Annotated in this window: 18 protein-coding genes; 5 read left to right on the plus strand and 13 right to left on the minus strand. The window is 40.3% G+C overall.

Annotated elements, in window-relative coordinates; genetic code table 11:
* Positions 1–2: 2 nt before the first annotated feature.
* Complete coding sequence (locus QUF49_RS15275; RefSeq protein WP_289496508.1) at positions 3–1,292, minus strand: phytoene desaturase family protein; 1,290 nt, start codon at positions 1,290–1,292, stop codon at positions 3–5.
* 160 nt (positions 1,293–1,452) lie between these two features.
* Here QUF49_RS15275 and QUF49_RS15280 point away from each other — a divergent pair, with 160 nt between their 5' ends.
* Entirely contained in the window at positions 1,453–1,905 is a 453-nt protein-coding gene (locus tag QUF49_RS15280) for a universal stress protein (RefSeq protein ID WP_289496509.1), read from the plus strand.
* 48 nt (positions 1,906–1,953) lie between these two features.
* Here the strand turns inward: QUF49_RS15280 and QUF49_RS15285 are convergent, their stop codons facing one another.
* Positions 1,954–2,658: a polysaccharide deacetylase family protein gene (locus QUF49_RS15285; RefSeq protein WP_289496510.1), complete on the minus strand. Its 705-nt coding sequence runs from the start codon at positions 2,656–2,658 to the stop codon at positions 1,954–1,956.
* A gap of 519 nt (positions 2,659–3,177) precedes the next feature.
* Here QUF49_RS15285 and QUF49_RS15290 point away from each other — a divergent pair.
* Entirely contained in the window at positions 3,178–3,939 is a 762-nt protein-coding gene (locus tag QUF49_RS15290; protein ID WP_289496511.1) for a class I SAM-dependent methyltransferase, read from the plus strand.
* A 125-nt stretch (positions 3,940–4,064) separates the two neighbouring features.
* Here QUF49_RS15290 and QUF49_RS15295 read toward each other — a convergent pair whose 3' ends face one another.
* The 9 genes from QUF49_RS15295 to QUF49_RS15335 form a co-directional block, all read right to left on the minus strand.
* Entirely contained in the window at positions 4,065–4,715 is a 651-nt protein-coding gene (locus QUF49_RS15295) for a YrrS family protein (RefSeq protein WP_289496512.1), read from the minus strand.
* A gap of 194 nt (positions 4,716–4,909) precedes the next feature.
* The gene (locus QUF49_RS15300) at positions 4,910–5,359 is read right to left on the minus strand and encodes a GNAT family N-acetyltransferase (RefSeq protein WP_289496513.1); all 450 of its coding nucleotides are present in this window, start codon (positions 5,357–5,359) and stop codon (positions 4,910–4,912) included.
* A 127-nt stretch (positions 5,360–5,486) separates the two neighbouring features.
* Positions 5,487–6,740, minus strand: a complete 1,254-nt coding sequence (locus QUF49_RS15305; protein WP_289496515.1) for an L-lactate MFS transporter — start codon at positions 6,738–6,740, stop codon at positions 5,487–5,489.
* A gap of 246 nt (positions 6,741–6,986) precedes the next feature.
* Entirely contained in the window at positions 6,987–7,325 is a 339-nt protein-coding gene (locus tag QUF49_RS15310) for an RNA polymerase sigma factor (protein ID WP_289496516.1), read from the minus strand.
* A gap of 146 nt (positions 7,326–7,471) precedes the next feature.
* The gene (locus tag QUF49_RS15315) at positions 7,472–7,720 is read right to left on the minus strand and encodes a phage holin family protein (protein WP_066236325.1); all 249 of its coding nucleotides are present in this window, start codon (positions 7,718–7,720) and stop codon (positions 7,472–7,474) included.
* A gap of 234 nt (positions 7,721–7,954) precedes the next feature.
* Positions 7,955–9,028 (minus strand): NAD(P)H-dependent flavin oxidoreductase, encoded by a 1,074-nt coding sequence (locus QUF49_RS15320; protein ID WP_289496517.1) that lies wholly within the window; start codon positions 9,026–9,028, stop codon positions 7,955–7,957.
* An 84-nt stretch (positions 9,029–9,112) separates the two neighbouring features.
* Positions 9,113–10,384 (minus strand): C4-dicarboxylate transporter DctP, encoded by a 1,272-nt coding sequence (gene dctP / locus QUF49_RS15325; RefSeq protein WP_289496518.1) that lies wholly within the window; start codon positions 10,382–10,384, stop codon positions 9,113–9,115.
* Positions 10,385–10,584: 200 nt separating this feature from the next.
* Entirely contained in the window at positions 10,585–11,268 is a 684-nt protein-coding gene (locus tag QUF49_RS15330) for a response regulator (RefSeq protein ID WP_289496519.1), read from the minus strand.
* Positions 11,261–12,859, minus strand: coding sequence for an ATP-binding protein (locus QUF49_RS15335; RefSeq protein WP_289496520.1), 1,599 nt, complete (start codon positions 12,857–12,859; stop codon positions 11,261–11,263). The genes QUF49_RS15330 and QUF49_RS15335 overlap by 8 nt, the downstream gene beginning before the upstream one ends.
* A gap of 99 nt (positions 12,860–12,958) precedes the next feature.
* Between QUF49_RS15335 and QUF49_RS15340 the strand changes: the two genes are divergently transcribed.
* Positions 12,959–14,020 carry a DctP family TRAP transporter solute-binding subunit gene (locus tag QUF49_RS15340; protein ID WP_289497674.1) on the plus strand — a complete coding sequence of 354 codons (1,062 nt, stop codon included), beginning with the start codon at positions 12,959–12,961 and terminating at the stop codon, positions 14,018–14,020.
* 24 nt (positions 14,021–14,044) lie between these two features.
* Here the strand turns inward: QUF49_RS15340 and QUF49_RS20820 are convergent, their stop codons facing one another.
* Entirely contained in the window at positions 14,045–14,230 is a 186-nt protein-coding gene (locus QUF49_RS20820; RefSeq protein WP_353958310.1) for a cysteine-rich CWC family protein, read from the minus strand.
* Positions 14,223–14,567, minus strand: a complete 345-nt coding sequence (locus QUF49_RS15345) for a winged helix-turn-helix transcriptional regulator (RefSeq protein WP_289496521.1) — start codon at positions 14,565–14,567, stop codon at positions 14,223–14,225. Before QUF49_RS15345 ends, QUF49_RS20820 begins: the two co-directional genes overlap by 8 nt.
* Positions 14,568–14,691: 124 nt before the next feature.
* On the opposite strand from QUF49_RS15345, the gene QUF49_RS15350 reads away from it, so the two are divergent.
* Positions 14,692–15,234, plus strand: coding sequence for a GNAT family N-acetyltransferase (locus QUF49_RS15350; RefSeq protein WP_289496522.1), 543 nt, complete (start codon positions 14,692–14,694; stop codon positions 15,232–15,234).
* 193 nt (positions 15,235–15,427) lie between these two features.
* Positions 15,428–16,606 carry an endonuclease gene (locus tag QUF49_RS15355; protein WP_425590500.1) on the plus strand — a complete coding sequence of 393 codons (1,179 nt, stop codon included), beginning with the start codon at positions 15,428–15,430 and terminating at the stop codon, positions 16,604–16,606.
* The last annotated feature ends 158 nt before the right edge of the window (positions 16,607–16,764 follow it).

A 16,764-nucleotide genomic window follows, 5' to 3' on the forward strand; every position in this document is an offset into this window, starting at 1 on the left:
CGTTAAGCCTCCCTCTGAACCCTTTGAGCTCCATATTTCTCGATTATGGAATGAGCTGCCCTTTTACTGCTGGCAAATGCTGCGTCCACCAACATTTCTCCATGTCCTGTTCCATCTCCTGCTATATAGAGTCCTGGAATCTCAGGAATAGACGGACCAAAATAATGGCTGTCATTCACTGTGAAGGTATCATGGACTACAGTCATTTGAGGGAGAAATTGGTGAGCAATTACATTCTCTCTCCACCCAGGCTGCATAAGATCCATGACTACTTCAAGCTCTTGTTTGTTGATCTTAGCATTGCTATTTTTTTCAGTTCCCAGATACTTAATTAGCTGTAGTACTGAAGATCCATTATTATTTAACTTTGAAGCTCTGGAATGGTTAGAAAATAATATATGCTGATCGACAGCTATTGCAAAGTTATGGTTTGGATTGGGAAGCTTATTTAACGCTACATCCAAACATGCTGCATATAGTGGTCTGGCCTGTTCCTTCCATTTCTGTAGAATATTCTGTTCAGCTCCTTTAACAAGTTTAAACGTTTGTTCTGGACCCGCTGTCACGATAACGTATGGTACTTCGAGCTTTTCGCCGTCAGTAAATTGGATATGGTGCTTTTCTTTAAAGTCTATAGATGTAACAGTATTGTTTTTCAGGATATCCACACCTATTTCTTCAGCTTTCATTCCTAAATGTTCTACTATCGTTTGCCAGCCGCCATCTATATACAAGACACCTTTCATTCCTAGTTGTACTTGTTTAATTACAGCACTTGCTGCTTGCTGATCCGGATCAATGTCATAGGTAGATGTCCTGCATAGTGCATAAAACACATGTCTAACCATGGGATCTTGAACTTCTGTTTCTGCCCATTTTCGCAATGTCATCGGTTTAATGGATGCGGCATTTATTTTCCGAAGTTTCATCATTAATTTGCCAAGCTCCATTTTTCCAGACCACGATAATAACTTTGTCTTTAACATACTGGTTAACGAATCTGGCAGTTCTAAGAGTTCATTGCTCCATATGGCATATCCTTTAGTATCGGGAACATTTCCAGAAACGTTTATCTCAAGTTCCTGTAATATTTCTTCTGCTGCTCCGCCCCTATATAATGCATGACCTCCAAGGTTAAATAGTGCACCGTTTCGATTAACGGTTTGAGCCCGACCTCCAAGTTCTTTTCCTTTTTCAAAAATAACAACAGATAGTCCTGCTTTAGCCAGGTACACTGCGGCTGCCAATCCAGAAACTCCGCCACCAATAATCGCCACATCATATTTTTTCAATGTAATCACCACTTTCTATATTTGTAAACAAGACGAGAAAGGGGTGTGTATTGTGACAGTAAAACGGAATTTGTTTACATAAAATTTCAAGGGGTAATGTTTTTATAAGGTAACTATTTGTGATGTAAGTTGCCAAATCTGCATGAAAGGAGATCGAATGATGTTATATTCCAAGATCCTGATTGCTGTTGATGGTTCAGAAGGAAGTTTTACGGCATTGCACAATGGAAATGAGATTGCCCGGTACATGGGGGCCGAGTTAACATTGCTATATGTAACCAACGAAGTGACTCTTCCATTGTATGGCGGTGTTCACCCAGGCGTCGCAGCTAGCACGACTGTAGAAATAAGAGAAGCCGAAATTCTGGAGCAAAGTCATGGTGAAGAGACGATGAACAGAGCTTTAGGAAGAGTTGATCCTGATATAAAAACTACGACAGCCATACTGCACGGTGACCCACCGGCCACAATTTGTGGATATGCGGATAGTCATAACATCGATCTCATTGTCATCGGTAACCGAGGCCATAGCGGATTCAAAAAACTATTCCTAGGAAGCGTTAGTCAAAAGGTTGTTTCTAACGCACATCAACCTGTACTCGTTGTTAAATAACAATTATTTTATAAAAGGAGCGCACTCGATAAAGTGCTCTCCTCTTTTTTATTTCACGATTTCAGATACGGTTTTAAAGGTGTATCCCTTTGCCTTCAAGTCAGTGATTATACCTTTTACTGATTTCATCGATTCCTCTCGGCTGTCATACATAACATGCAGCAGTATGATGGAGCCTGGCTGAACGTTATCATTGACATGTTTCACGATATTTTCTGAATCTGCCGCAATCTCCGGAAACGTCTCAGGTTCGATGTCCCATAAAATGGTCTTTCGATTATGTTTGTCTAGATAGCGAGGCAGCCCGATCAACTTTTTGCCATACGGCGGCCGAAATTGAATGGTACCTTCATACCCCGTTTTTCTAATGAGTTCATCTGTTTGTTCAATTTCTTCTTTTATAAAAGATGGCGTCTTCAACACCATCCGCTTATGTGAATACGAATGGTTACCTAATTCATGTCCTGCAGCAACCAGCTTTTGTGCTTCTTCAAAGTTTTCTTGGACTTCTCTCCCTGTCACAAAAAAGGTAGCTTTTACGTCTTCCTCTTTTAAAATGGACAGAATTTCATCGGTGTTATCAGTAGGACCATCATCGAATGTAAGCGCGACAACCTTTTCTGTTGTTTCCGCTTTTGTTACCAATCCACCGTAAAATTGAAAGTCTCTTGAACTGCTGATTTTAAACAACGTGTAAGCAGCAGCAATGAGAATAATTAGCATAATCATGATGTAGAGTATGATTTTTTTCATTTTGTCTCCTCTAGAATAGTTACGGCATGGAACTTGTTATGAATGTAATTAACAAAGCCAAGATTCCTAATACGACCACAATGATACATGTATAGAATAACAATTTCCCCTGAGTAGTTGGTATCTTTCTCGCGACAATAAACCCAATTATAGGACTCAGAAACCAAAGAGTAATTCCCCATGGTGAATGAAGAATAACTGAGTCACTGAACCACCAAAATATGATACATAGGTGGAACACAATTAAAAGTAACGACATTAGCTTTTCAGTTAGAATCATATATTACGTATCCCTTTCCACTATTCTATGAAATGTCTCTTTTCGACAAAATTGTAGTAACCCCTCTTTTCGGTAAAGGAATTTAATTCTTCCTCGTAGAAATAGTTATGCAGATTTGTTTAAAGGAGATTTTATATAACATGGATTATTTGGAACACGACATATAAAACCGCGTTTCATGCAGAGGGCCTCCAAAACAGAAGTACGTTCAGTGTCAAAAAAATTTTGGAGGTGCACGTATGAAACATGATTTAGAATTTGAAGTATATGTAAATGATGTTGAAAAGCCTTTTTCAGGATGGGATTTTTCTTATATTACTGATTCGGGTCGTATGGCAAGTGGGATGCTTTCATGGTCTTATGGCAGTTTAGTGATTCCGCTGATTGGAAAAGTGTCGTCCATGTTGGATATGGGTACAGGCGGCGGAGAGCTTTTGTCAAAACTTCAGCCATTCCCAGCAAGGGTTTGTGCAACAGAGGGATATTTGCCTAATGTCCCAATCGCTCGTGAACGACTTGAGCCGCTAGGTGTGAAGGTGTATCAAATCGGTGAAGATGACTTGCTTCCATTTGAAGATGACACGTTTGACCTCATCATTAATAAGCACGAATCGTATTCTCCTGTTGAAGTGAATCGTGTTTTAACGAGAGATGGGCTTTTTGTAACGCAGCAAGTTGGCGGTTCGGATTGCACGGATATAAATGAAGCGCTTGGAGCACCCATCAATGGTGAGTTCTCACACTGGAGCTTAGCTTTTGCTGAAAAGGAACTCTGTGAAAATGGGTTTGAGGTATTGGAGGCGAAAGAAGAATATCCAGTTCAGCGTTTTTACGATATCGGTGCCCTTCTTTATTATTTAAAAGCAATCCCTTGGCAGGTTTCCGACTTTAAAAGTGATGATTATCTAGATGAATTGTATGCAATTCATAAGATGATTCAAGATAAGGGTTTTTTTGAAGTGAAACAGCATCGTTTTCTTTTAAAAGCGAGGATCAAATAAGCGAAACTAAAAAAAGCTGGCCTATGTAATCGTGTAAAGCAACGATACAGGCCAGCTTTTCTGTTCGTAAAGATGTCATCTGCAGGACATTAGAGTGTTACTGTCCACTTGAGAATATCACCAGTTTACTTCTGCACACTCGTGACCATCCAGCCCTTTTGATCTACCCACTCGAGGTTAACGGTATATCTCTCATTTGGCTGTTTGTTCGGGCTCACTTCTGCCACTGACTTCTGTGGTCCGCCGCCATTAGCGATTTTCCATACAGTCATATTTTCATCAAGTCCAGTTGCCAAACGAATGGCCTTCAGTTTTTCGTTCCAGTCCACACTGCCTTCATCATAGCTAGATGTGTGTGGACCTTTTTGAGATGTTCCAATCGGCTTGTTCAGAACAGGCTCGCCACCAGAAGCTTGCTGCTTTTTCTTTTCAGCTTCTTCAGCTTTCTTCGCTTTTTCTGCCGCTTCTTTTTTATCCGCTTCTTTATCAGGATCTATGCCAATTTCTTTAGAAGGCTCTTGTTTCTCCGTTGTTTCCTCTTCAGCAGATTCTTTAGCTTCTTTCTCATCTTCTTCATATGCACTCTCGTTATCTGGCTGAAGCTTAACGACTTTATGTTTTGGTTCTTTACTTACTTTTTCTTTAACAGGTTCCTCTTCATTACCCATTAGTAATGCATCTTTCGGCAAAAACAATAGAGCTAAAAGAACGGCACCTAATGCGCTGAACAGTACTACATTTCTCTTTTTTGACTTGTTGCGCTCTGATCTTCTCATCTGTATATTCACTCCTTCTTAAACAAACGTTCCCTCTATGGATGAAACCAAACAAAAAGAACTCCATTCATAAAATGAAGTCCTATCATTTACATATATCTCTTGTACTCAACATTAATTATTCGAATAGCAACAGTAGAAACTTGTGGGTAACATAAGATTTCAGAAGTTTTCGTCAAATCATTAAATATGCTTTAAACCTCAAGCACAACAGCCATTTCTTTTCCGAATCGGTCTCCGTTATCGACAAATCCTAAACTTCTATACAACTCGTGAGCGCCTGTATTTTCAGGGTGATATCCAACAACAATTCTTTTAGCATTCAGCTTCGTTTTCATTTCATCAATCATTAACTGTGCAGCCGTTTTTCCAATACCTTTTTGCTGGTGGTTCTTATCGATCATAATGCGGTAGATCCAATAGCCATCGAGCTCTTCTTCCACAGTATTGAACATAAGGAATCCTACTGTTTCGCCACCATAACGGATGCTATAAGGCTTTAAGTTCGGCTCGAATTTTGATTGTGCGATTGAAACAGCATTAGGTTCAATATGACTCGCTTGATTTTCTTCAACTTCTAATGAACAGCATTCGTACCAATTTTCTGCGTTTAATTCTGTGATTTCTACAGATTTGTTTGTCATGTTTTCCCCTTGGATATGTATTTTTGTTCCATTTTTAACTTTACCATAAAAAATCAAATCATATGGTTTTAATAAAAAACAGCGCCTTCCCGTTAATGAAGACACTGCATTTTCATCATATTAAAAGTTACGCCACTGACTTTTCTTGTTTCGCTTCTAGCCGTTTCATATCAAAGCGGACTAAAATTGAGACGACAAGAGCGACAACAAACAAGCCTGAGAAGAACGTTAAGCTGTTTGCGTACGAACCCGTAGTGTCTTTAATCCAAGCAGCGAAAAGTGGACCCGCAAGACCTGCTGCTGCCCAAGCCGTTAAGATGTAACCATGAATCGCACCAACTTGTTTCGTTCCAAACAAATCGCCGATAAAGGCTGGGATAGAGGCAAATCCTCCTCCATAGCACGTGTAAACGACCGCTAGCATCACTTGGAAAAGAATCGATGATGATGTTTGCGGCAAAAAGAAAAATAGAGCGATCTGCAATACGAAGAACGTTGTGTATGTGTTAGGCCGTCCGATATAATCGGATACTGATGCCCAGCCGATACGTCCAAAACCGTTAAACAAACCTAATACCCCAACAAGAGCTGCTGCTTCCGCTGTTGTTAGCCCTATACTTTCTTCTGCAAGTGGTTTTGCTGCAGAAAGAATAGCAATACCGCACGTTACGTTGATAAATAACATGATCCACAGATAATAGAAACGTCTTGTTTTTACGGCTTCATTTGCCGTAAGCTGTGAAAGATCTTTCTTAATCTTCACCTTGCCGCTTTCTACATTCTCTTTAAATCCAGCCGGCAGCCAGCCTTCTTCTGGTTTTTCCAAATAAAGTGATGATAATGTCATGACTGCAAAATAAGCAATACCTAGAATGAAGAACGTGTTTGCTACTCCAACTGACTTAATCAATGCATCCATGATCGGAGAACTGATTGCTGCTGCGAACCCAAACCCCATGATAGCAAGTCCAGTCGCTAAACCACGTCGATCGGGGAACCATTTTATAAGTGTGGAAACGGGAGCGATATAACCAACACCAAGACCAATACCGCCGAGCACTCCATAAAATATGTACAGCATCGTTAATGAGCCTAAGTTGACTGCTATTCCTGATCCCGCGATACCAAGTCCAAAGAAAATGGCTGCGAGTAAACCAGCTTTTCTTGGACCATGTTTTTCAACAAAGTGACCTAGAAAGGCGGCCGATAAACCTAAGAATAAAATTGCAATACTGAACGTCATCTGTACTTGTGAAGCGGACCATCCGAACTTTTCAATCAATGGATTCGTGAAGTTGCTCCATGCATAAACAGAACCGATGGAAATATGAATTCCAACCGCTGATAACGCAATGAGCCAGCGATTCTTTGTCTTTCTCATCCGTACATCCCCCTAAAAAGTTAATATGGTTAAACTTTCATGAAACTTACCCTAATGTAAACCAAATAAAAAGACAACATCCAAAAGTACTTATTCATTAAATAAGTCCTTTAAGAATGTTGCCTAAAATCTCTACATACTCGTGCAGAGAGTTCATTCACCATTAATATTGAAATAGAAAATGTGCAGATCATGCATATTTTCCATTTATCCTATGGGCATTAGTTGTAAGCGATTTTAATGTTATCAGATGGTTGCATTATTCGCAATATAATTTTTAGACTTTTTAGATAATAATTTTGTGATGTGTAACTCTTCTCGATTTACACACTTTAATTTGCAAAGTTTTATTAAATAGCTTGATAGGAAACTATCCTTCGATTTCTCATAATGAACGGGGTTCTCCCAAAGATCACGAAATACTTCGCATAAAACTTGCTCAGCGGCTCGCTTATTCCCTGTAATTCGGAAGGCAACCTGAAAAAGTAATGTGCTGTATGAATGGACCATTTGTTTTAAGGCTTTGGGATCTTTTTTTAATATTTGTTCTAATACATTTCCCTCAATGTCTCTTTTCAATTTCATAACAGCATCACCCTTTATACTAGATTATTTTTACAGTACCCTTATATGATATATGTTAAACACTTGTATAATATTTGTTTATGTATTTTGCGTTTATTGTATAACAAAAGGCAATGCCAATTAAAACAGCACTGCCTTACATTTCCTTACTTTGTTAGTTTGTTTTCTATAGAATATTTAATCCCTGCGACCGTGCCTATCCCGAGCAACGCATATTTCAATCCGACCAATGTAGCTTCTGGTGTTGCACCGCCCGCTTCCCAAAAGGCGTATAAGACACCCAGCACGACAGCCACTATGGGAATATACTTATTAGAAAATCTTTCTGTCTGACGAATCGCATATAAAATCACAGCTAAACCAACATACGGCGCAAAATCGGTCATAAAATCCATGATTTCCACCCCATTCCTTAAATTTTGTAAGGCTTATACAAAACTTATTCTGAAATGGATGAATAAAGACCAGATCTGTCTCCGTTTGGCTTAACTCTAAAGAATGAAGACAAAAGTTTTTCTGTTGAATCAACATGAATCGCATTTCATTCCACGAGATTGGTGCACATATCCAGAAGTTTTATTGAAATATCCACAAGTCTACAAATTCAGACATAATCGACATCGCTAAGTTTATGTTTGGTTTAATTTCAATGCCCCTTTCCTGAGCGCACCATCAAATTCTTCCACAAGACTTTCCACCAACTCACCTGCTGATCTCACTTGAGCTAACGCCGATGCCTGCCCCGCCCACATGGAGATCATCTCTTTATTTCCTTGCCGACCAGCTTCTTTTCTAATATCAGAAGTTAAAACGTGCTGGACGGGATACGTCGGCAATACACCACCATGAGTCTCCAACTCTAGCATCATCTCATTCTTAAACCCTCTCGCACTTTTGCCTGAAAAAGCTTTTGTGATTTTCGTGTCTGTGTCACAACTCGCTAAAATCGCTTGTCTATGAATCTCGTTCGCACCGCTTTCCTTTACAGTTAAAAATGCGGTACCGAGTTGAACGGCGGATGCACCTAACGTCAGTCCTGCTGCCATTCCCCTGCCATCCATAATGCCACCAGCGGCAACTACAGGACAGCTCACCGCGTCAACAACTTGTGGGACCAAGGCCATCGTTCCAATCATTGCTTCATTTTTAACATCTAAAAATGTCCCTCTGTGACCACCTGCTTCACTTCCTTGCGCGACGATTACATCCACCCCACAAGATTCCAGCACTACCGCCTCTTTTACTGTTGTTGCAGTAGCAATCACGGTAATGCCTGACGCGTGAAGCTGATCTACTAAACTCTTTTGTGGTGCATCAAATGTAAAACTAACAATCTTAACACCAGATGCCACTACTATTTCTAGTTGTTTTTCAAAGAGATCCTTTATTTTTGGGACTTTGTTCAATTCTGGAATTCCAAGTCTCGACCGGTATTTATTCAAATGTTGCTGCATCTTTAAAATAGATTCCTCATCCATTTCGTAACTCTGTGGAAGAAACAAATTTACTGCAAAAGGTGCCTCTGTTAACACCTGAATATCACGAATGGCTTCACTTATTTGTTGAGGAGTCATGTATCCAGCACCGAGCGTTCCTAGAGCACCCGCCTCACTGACTGCCGCGACTAATTCCGGTGTCGTCGGCCCGCCTGCCATACCAGCCTGTATGATCGGATACTTGATATTGAGCATTTTACAAATCATACGTCATCTCCTTCCACCTACATTTTTCTAAATCATATCAAAAAGAAAGAGCTTTAGTCTGTTCTGACCAAAGCTCGTTTTGTGTTAGACCGCAATCTTTCTGTTTTCGTACATTTCCTGAATTGCTTCTTCACTTTTACCCTCATCAAATTCATTCTCACTTTTTGAAACAACGATTGTAGCGATTCCGTTACCGATCAAGTTTACAATCGCACGGGCTTCACTCATAAAACGGTCAACTCCCAATAGCAGCGCCAATCCTTCAACTGGAATAACCTGCATGGCTGTTAAGGTTGAAGCGAGGACTATGAATCCGCCACCTGTAACAGCTGCAGCTCCTTTGGATGTTAGCATCAATACAGCGATGATCGTTAGCTGCTGCGTCAAACTCAAGTCAATGCCGAAAACTTGTGCTAAGAATACAACCGCCATCGAAAGGTAAATCGATGTTCCATCTAAGTTGAATGAATATCCTGTTGGAATAACAAGACCAACAACTGATTTCGAGCAGCCGAACTTTTCCATCTTATTCATCATTCGTGGCAGCACAGATTCTGAAGAGCTTGTCCCTAAAACGATTAAAAGCTCATCTTTTATAAACTTCAAATACTTCCAAAGACTAAAGCCGTACATCTTACAAATCAAGTTCAATACGATGAAAACGAAGAAAAACATCGTAGTATACACAGCGATCATCAATTTACCGAGCGGAACAAGTGACTCAAGGCCATAGTTTCCAATTGTAAACGCCATCGCTCCGAATGCGCCTAGTGGAGCAGCTTTCATGATGTAACCGACAATCTTGAAAAAGACATTAAGTAATTTTTCAAAGAACTCAATAATGATCTTCCCGCTGGCCCCGAGTGCAGTAAGCCCTACACCGAACAAAATGGAGAAGAACAGAACTTGAAGGATATCGCCTTTTGCGAACGCATCTACCATATTGCTCGGAACGATGTGTGTCACAAACTCAATCCAGTCGATCTTTCCGCCTTCCTCAGATGTGTATTGTGATACATCCCCTTTTTCAAGCTTATCAAAGTCTAAGCCAGCTCCTGGTTTTAACACGTTAACAACGATCAGACCGATAACGAGAGCAAGCGTTGTGACAATTTCAAAATAAATAAATGCTTTTCCTCCGACCTTACCTACTTTTTTCATATCACCCATTTTTGCAATACCGAGTACGATCGTTAAGAAAATGATCGGAGCGATAACCATCTTAACAGCGTTAATAAATGTATCTCCTACAGGTTTCATCTGTTTGCCTACTTCCGGCCAGATGAGTCCAACAAGCACACCAACTGCAATAGCCGTTAATACCTGAAACGTTAAGTTCTTAAATATCCTTTTCATTATTCTTCTCCTTTCGAATTCGAAAATGAACTTAAATTGTATGGGGTCTGACCCGGGGTCAGACCCCATACAATTCCCACACAATTTACACACAGCTCACACATAAAAAAGCGTTATCATTTGTAAGATAATGATAACGCTTTCATACTATTGTTAGAATATTACGAACTTATTGGACGTTTTGGTCTTTTTGGTCTCGACTATTTTTTAAGGAGATACCGGTTGACTGGCCTGCCGATTGTCCCGTATTGAATGTCCATAGTGATGCTTCCGTTCTTCACCAAATAATCCAGGTATCTTCGTGCAGTGACTCGTGCGATTCCGATTCCTTCAGCTACTTCCTCTGCCGATTTCTCTTCCGTTTGATTTTGTAAAAAGCTCTGAATTTGTTTTAAAGTAAGTTCATTTAGTCCTTTGGGAAGATCGACGGAAGCCTTCAGCTGCTGTTGTTCAGAAAAGAAAAGATCGTCTAAATCTTTTTGTGTAACCGAGCCTGATGGTGAAATGGTTGAATGATAGGCTCGGTATTTTTCCAAAGCCTTATGGATACGCTCATAATTAAACGGTTTGATGATGTAGTCGAATGCACCGTTTTGTAGCATCGATCGAATCGTTTGAAGATCATTGGCAGCTGTAATCACAATCACGTCAACTTGGATTTTTTCCACTCTGATCTGTTGCAGTGTTTCAACCCCGTCTTGTTCAGGCATGTAAATATCTAACATGACAAGTTCTGGTTTCTTCTTCTTAATTTGCTTAAGGCCTTCTGTTCCGTTTGATGCTGTAGCTATCACTTTGAATCCTTTTACTTTTTCTATGAATGCCTTGTTGATTTCCTGTACCATCGGATCGTCTTCAATCAACAGAACCGTAATCTCACTCATCATCTTCACCCCTGTCATTCATCGGAAACGTAATCACAAAGCTTGTTCCTTGGTTCTTATGAGACGTGACTTCGATCCCCCCTTTTCCTTTTTCCACAATCTGCTGAATCAAATACAAACCGATGCCTGATCCGTAATTCCCTTTTGTCGTATATCCTCTTTCAAAGATATGATTTTGAACTTCTTCACTCATGCCGCTGCCGTTGTCTTCAACAAGAATGGCACAAATCTCTGAGTCCTGCGCAATGGAAACATCAATTCTTGCATCGTCCATTCCTTTTAGAGCATCATAAGCGTTCTCAATTAAATTCCCTAGAATCATCACAAAGTCATGCTGATCGAGCTGGTCAGGAAATTGTTCAAGCCGACTCTCGCTGTCGATTACGACTTTGATGCCAAGTTCTTTCCCACGGCCAACTTTACTTAATAAAAGACCGGCTAAACTTTCATTCTTGATACGCTGATTGAGGAAACGCGTCAGTGAACCTTTTTCTTCTGATATTTGAAAAACATACTGCATCGCTTTTTTTATTTTACCAAGCTGTAGAAGTCCAGCAATTGTATGAAGCTTGTTCATATGTTCGTGGTTCTGTACACGCAAAGCTTCTACAAACGCCTTTACCCCCGTCAGTTCTTCTGCCATTTTCGCTACTTCCGTTCTGTCTTGGAAGATAGCCACAGCCCCAACAATTTGGTTTTTTACTTTGATCGGTACTCGGTTACTCATTATAATTTTCCCGCTGACCCGTATTTCCTGATTGTACACAGGACGGCTAAGTTCAATAATTTCAGGCAGACGTGTATCTGGTATGACCTCTCGAATCGGCATTCCTACCACATCTCCAGTTACGGAAAAAATACTTTTCGCTTTTTCATTAAAAATTGAGATCTGTTCCCCATTATCTATTGCAATAACACCTTCATGCATAGAGTTGAAGGTAGCCGTTCGCTCCTCAAGCATCCTAACGATTTCGTGAGGTTCTAAATAAAACATCTGCTGTTTTAAGTGACGTGCTAGCAAGTATGAGCCGATCACCCCGAATGAAAGGACGAGTAAAAAGATAAGAGTCATCTCATCCATAAGGTCATGCACGACTTCATTAAAACCGGGTATAACATGACCCACTGTTACGACGCCGATCTGTTCCAAGTTATCATTTTTTATAGGAACAAATGCCCTGACGGCTGTCCCCATCTCACCCTTCGCTTTTGATATAAACGTATGATCAGCAAATGCTGCTCCTTCGTCACTGCCTTCCGACTTCGTGCCAAGCATGTCCTTCACCGGATGGGAATAACGAACATGGTCCATATTCATCGCCACTATATAGTCAGCTTCGTTAATGACGCGTATTTTTTCAACAGCTGGCTCTATTTCGTTCCAGCCTTCTTTTTTCTGTATGTATTGTTTCACTTCTGGAAGCTGTGCTATCGTTCGGGCAGTAATCATCGCCCGCTTGCCAAGCTCTTCTTCCTGTATGTCGAGGATTTTTCCGATAATAACGATTCCGCCAATCATAATGGCATAAAATACGATGCCAAATGTGAGTATCATGATTTTTGTCCGTATTGGTAATCGTTTCATCGTCATCTTCAGACTTACCTCCTCGCATACCTTTTGTCCTTATTGTATCATTCCAACTTCAATATGTTAGACTATTAAAAAAGTGTCGGATATGGGGTATGAATGATGAAAGCGTTTATGGGGATTGTGCTCATACTGCTCGCCGGATTGGGAGCATCGGTCTGGATCGGGTTTCATACAAAATTGTCAGAAGGAAAGCTTCCCTATGACGATGATCAAAAAGGCATAAGTGAACAAGTGGTAATTAAGTTCAGTCATGTCGTGGCTGAAAATACCCCAAAAGGCCTTGCCGCACAGCGGTTTGCCCAACGAGTAAACGAAAAATCAGCCGGCAAGATCAAGATAGAAGTTATACCAAATGGCGGTCTTTATTCAGACCAAGAAGAGCTTGAAGCGCTGCAGCGTGGTGATGTTCAGATGATCGCTCCAGCAACAACAAAGCTAAGTTCTTTTTCTTCCAAGTGGCAAGTGCTTGACCTTCCTTATATGATGCCAACGCGAGATAGCATTATCGAAGCTTTAAACGGAGAAATTGGTGAGACTTTGCTTGGATCTTTAGAAGAGAGAAACATGAAAGGTCTAGCATTATGGACAAATGGTTTTAAACAGATCACTACCAATGATGGCCCTATCGTTCAACCTTCTGATTTAAAAGGACAACGCCTAAGGATCATGCCAAGTCCAGTTCTTGAAAGACAATTCGAGTTAGTAGGTGCCAAAGCAATAGGACTCGATTTTAATGAAACATATCGATTGTTGGAATCAAGAGAATTGAACGGTGAAGAAAACACTATCTCAAACATTTATTCTAAAAAGTTTTTTGACGTTCAAAGTGACCTCACCATCAGCAATCATGGATTTCTAGGATATGCCGTTATCATGAATGAAGATTTCTGGGCAAAACTTACGAATGATCAGCAAACCATCATCTCAGAAGCTCTAGATGAAACAACACGCTGGAATCAAACACAGTCATTTAAAATGAACGATGAACAGCTTTCTTTGATTAAAGATAACTCTTCTATTGACATTCATTACCTGACAAATGAAGAAAAGCGAGAGTGGGCAAAGCGGTGGCAGCCCCTATATCGGGAATTTGAAGAGGAGATCGGAAAAGAGTTATTGTCAAAAATGATTAAATTACGAAATACAAACAAAGATTTTTAATAGAGAACAAGGGACTCTTCTTTATCAGAAGCGTCCCTTTTCATTCCATTCATCCACACATTTTTGGCAAATGCATGTGTTGCTTTCTGGAGCAGCTTTCTCAAGAAGTTGTGGAGCGATGGTAACGTTCATACACCAGCATGTCTCAGGTTTGTTGCCGAGTGAAATCGCGCAATTGTTCGTTTCATTACACAGAGGACATTCAGACATCGTTCTTCACCTTCCCTTGCATTCTCTTCCCCCATTTTGCCAATGATTTGAGGGATGGAACAAGATCCTCTCCAGCTTTTGTTAAAGAATATTCCACTCGTGGCGGAATCTCCATGTATTGTTTACGAATCACCAAGCCCTGGTTTTCCATTTCCTTTAATGACTGAGACAATACCATGTTGGTGATACCATCCACATGTCGTTTCAGTTCGTTATAGCGCAGCGTTTTATTTTTCCACAACGCCCATATGATCGGAAGTCTCCATTTGCTCCCGATTAAGGTAAGTGCGAATGTTAACGGACAATCTTCTTTCCTCTTGTATCCTGTATCATTCATCTCGAAACTCCTTTAATCAGTTTTTACTGACTTAGTAAGAAATTACTGCATACTTGTTTTCTCTTTTCTATGTAATAAAATTATAGCGTAATTAACTATTCGAATTCCAAGGAGGGTGAAGAAAATGGATTTAAAATATGAGATTCTTCCTGATCATGACATGGAGCTTTGTCGAGACCTCTGCAATGAACTAATGGTTTACCAAAAATCAAAAGCCAGCATAACTCCTGAACTCTTTGACACGATGAGCTTTGAAACACGCATGGTTCCTTCTGTATATAAGGCCCTGCATAACTTTATTGTAGTTGTAAAAGATGGTGATGAAATTGTGGGTTATGTCTATTCAAACATTTCCCCGAAGGAAGTGTATTCGAGTGAGTTCGCTACCTTTTTTGATATGAATTCAGTTGATAAAGAAGTGGTCGGCTGCCTGTCTCAGTTTTATATCAAGAAAGAGTACAGACAATATGGTGTCGGATCTACCCTTTTTAACATGTCTATGAATTGGCTGCGTAAATTTGAAGATGTAGAAGATTACTTTATCTATGTTTCCAATGGGAATGATGATGCACTGGAGTTTTATCAACGTAAAGGATTTTCGGTAAGCCATGAAATATTGGATGGTTTTATTACTGTTCTACGCAGTAAGAAAGTAAGTGGAAATTAAAAATCAGATTATGTTCTAGGTCATTTCGACTGTTTTTGCGCCTTCATTAGTTCCTCCCTTTGTAGCTAGTTTTGTAGATTTACATATCTGTAAAATGAAGTTAATAAAAAGATTGTAGAATAAAACCTGTTTCACCAGGATTTAGTAGTTTGTGCTGCAAGGGATAAAAAATAAAATAATGGAGGCGTTGATGATGAAAAGGCACAAGAACAAAAATTTCCTTTCGCTTTTTTCAGTTGTGATTGCTCTTGTTGTAAGTTCTTTAGCATTCATCCCTACTCTTCAGGCTGCTGGCGACGGTACCTGGTCGAGTCCGTATTCTGTTTCTCAAAGTATTTCCAATCAAAACAATTCTTTAAAGACCGTACAGGGTTATGTCGTGGGACAACCAACTGCGACAACAACAGTTGTCACGAGCAATTATCCTAACGATTATGCATTGGCTTTGGCTGACAGTGCATCTGAAACAAACACGGCAAACATGGTCTACGTTCAGATTCCGTCTGCTTTCCGTTCGCAGTTTGGGTTAAAAACCAATCCTAGTTTAAAAGGACAATCAATTAAAGTAACAGGTTATCTAACTGCCTATTTTTCACATGCTGGTTTAAAAGATCCAACAGCTATGGAAAAAACATCGGGTACTACACCAACTGACCCACCAACTGATCCAACCGATCCGCCAGCATACGATGAGTCCTATTATGATTCAGCTCAAGGGAAAACGGGTGCCGCATTAAAGACCGCCCTTCACAACATCATCGACGACCACACAGAGCTTTCGTATTCTGCAGTTTGGGAAGCGTTAAAAGTAACCGATCAAGATCCGAACAACAGCAATAACGTCATTCTGCTCTATACTGGCCGTTCACAAAGCAAAACAACAAACGGCGGCAACGTAAACGATTGGAACCGTGAGCACGTGTGGGCAAAATCTCATGGTGATTTTGGAACGACGATGGGTCCTGGCACTGACATTCATCACCTTCGCCCAACCGATGTGAGTGTGAACAGCTCCCGCGGTAATCTTGATTTTGATAACGGCGGTACACAGCATTCTGAAGCTCTTGGCAACTATTATGATAGTGATTCATGGGAACCTCGTGATGCGGTAAAAGGTGACGTGGCGCGTATGCTGTTTTACATGGCGGTTCGCTATGAAGGAGACAGCGGTGAGCCTCAGCTTGAACTGAACAATAATGTGAATAACGGAACCGCTCCTTATCACGGAAAAATGTCAGTATTGCTGCAATGGCACTTAGAGGATCCCGTTGATAACTGGGAACGCAATCGAAACAACATCATTTATGAACAGTTCCAGCATAACCGCAATCCATTCATTGACCACCCGGAGTGGGCTGAGGAGATTTGGTAGGAATATGTGTTAGGAAGGCTCACTTAGGTGGGCTTTTTTGTTTGGATTTGTAAAAAAATGGTTAACGTGAATATATTTCATTTAACGTGAAATTAAATGAATTAATGTGAAATTATTTAAATTAATGTGAAATTGTTGCTTGCTAACGTGAATATATG

It is taken from the genome of Fictibacillus sp. b24 (genome assembly GCF_030348825.1).
GTDB lineage: Bacteria > Bacillota > Bacilli > Bacillales > Fictibacillaceae > Fictibacillus.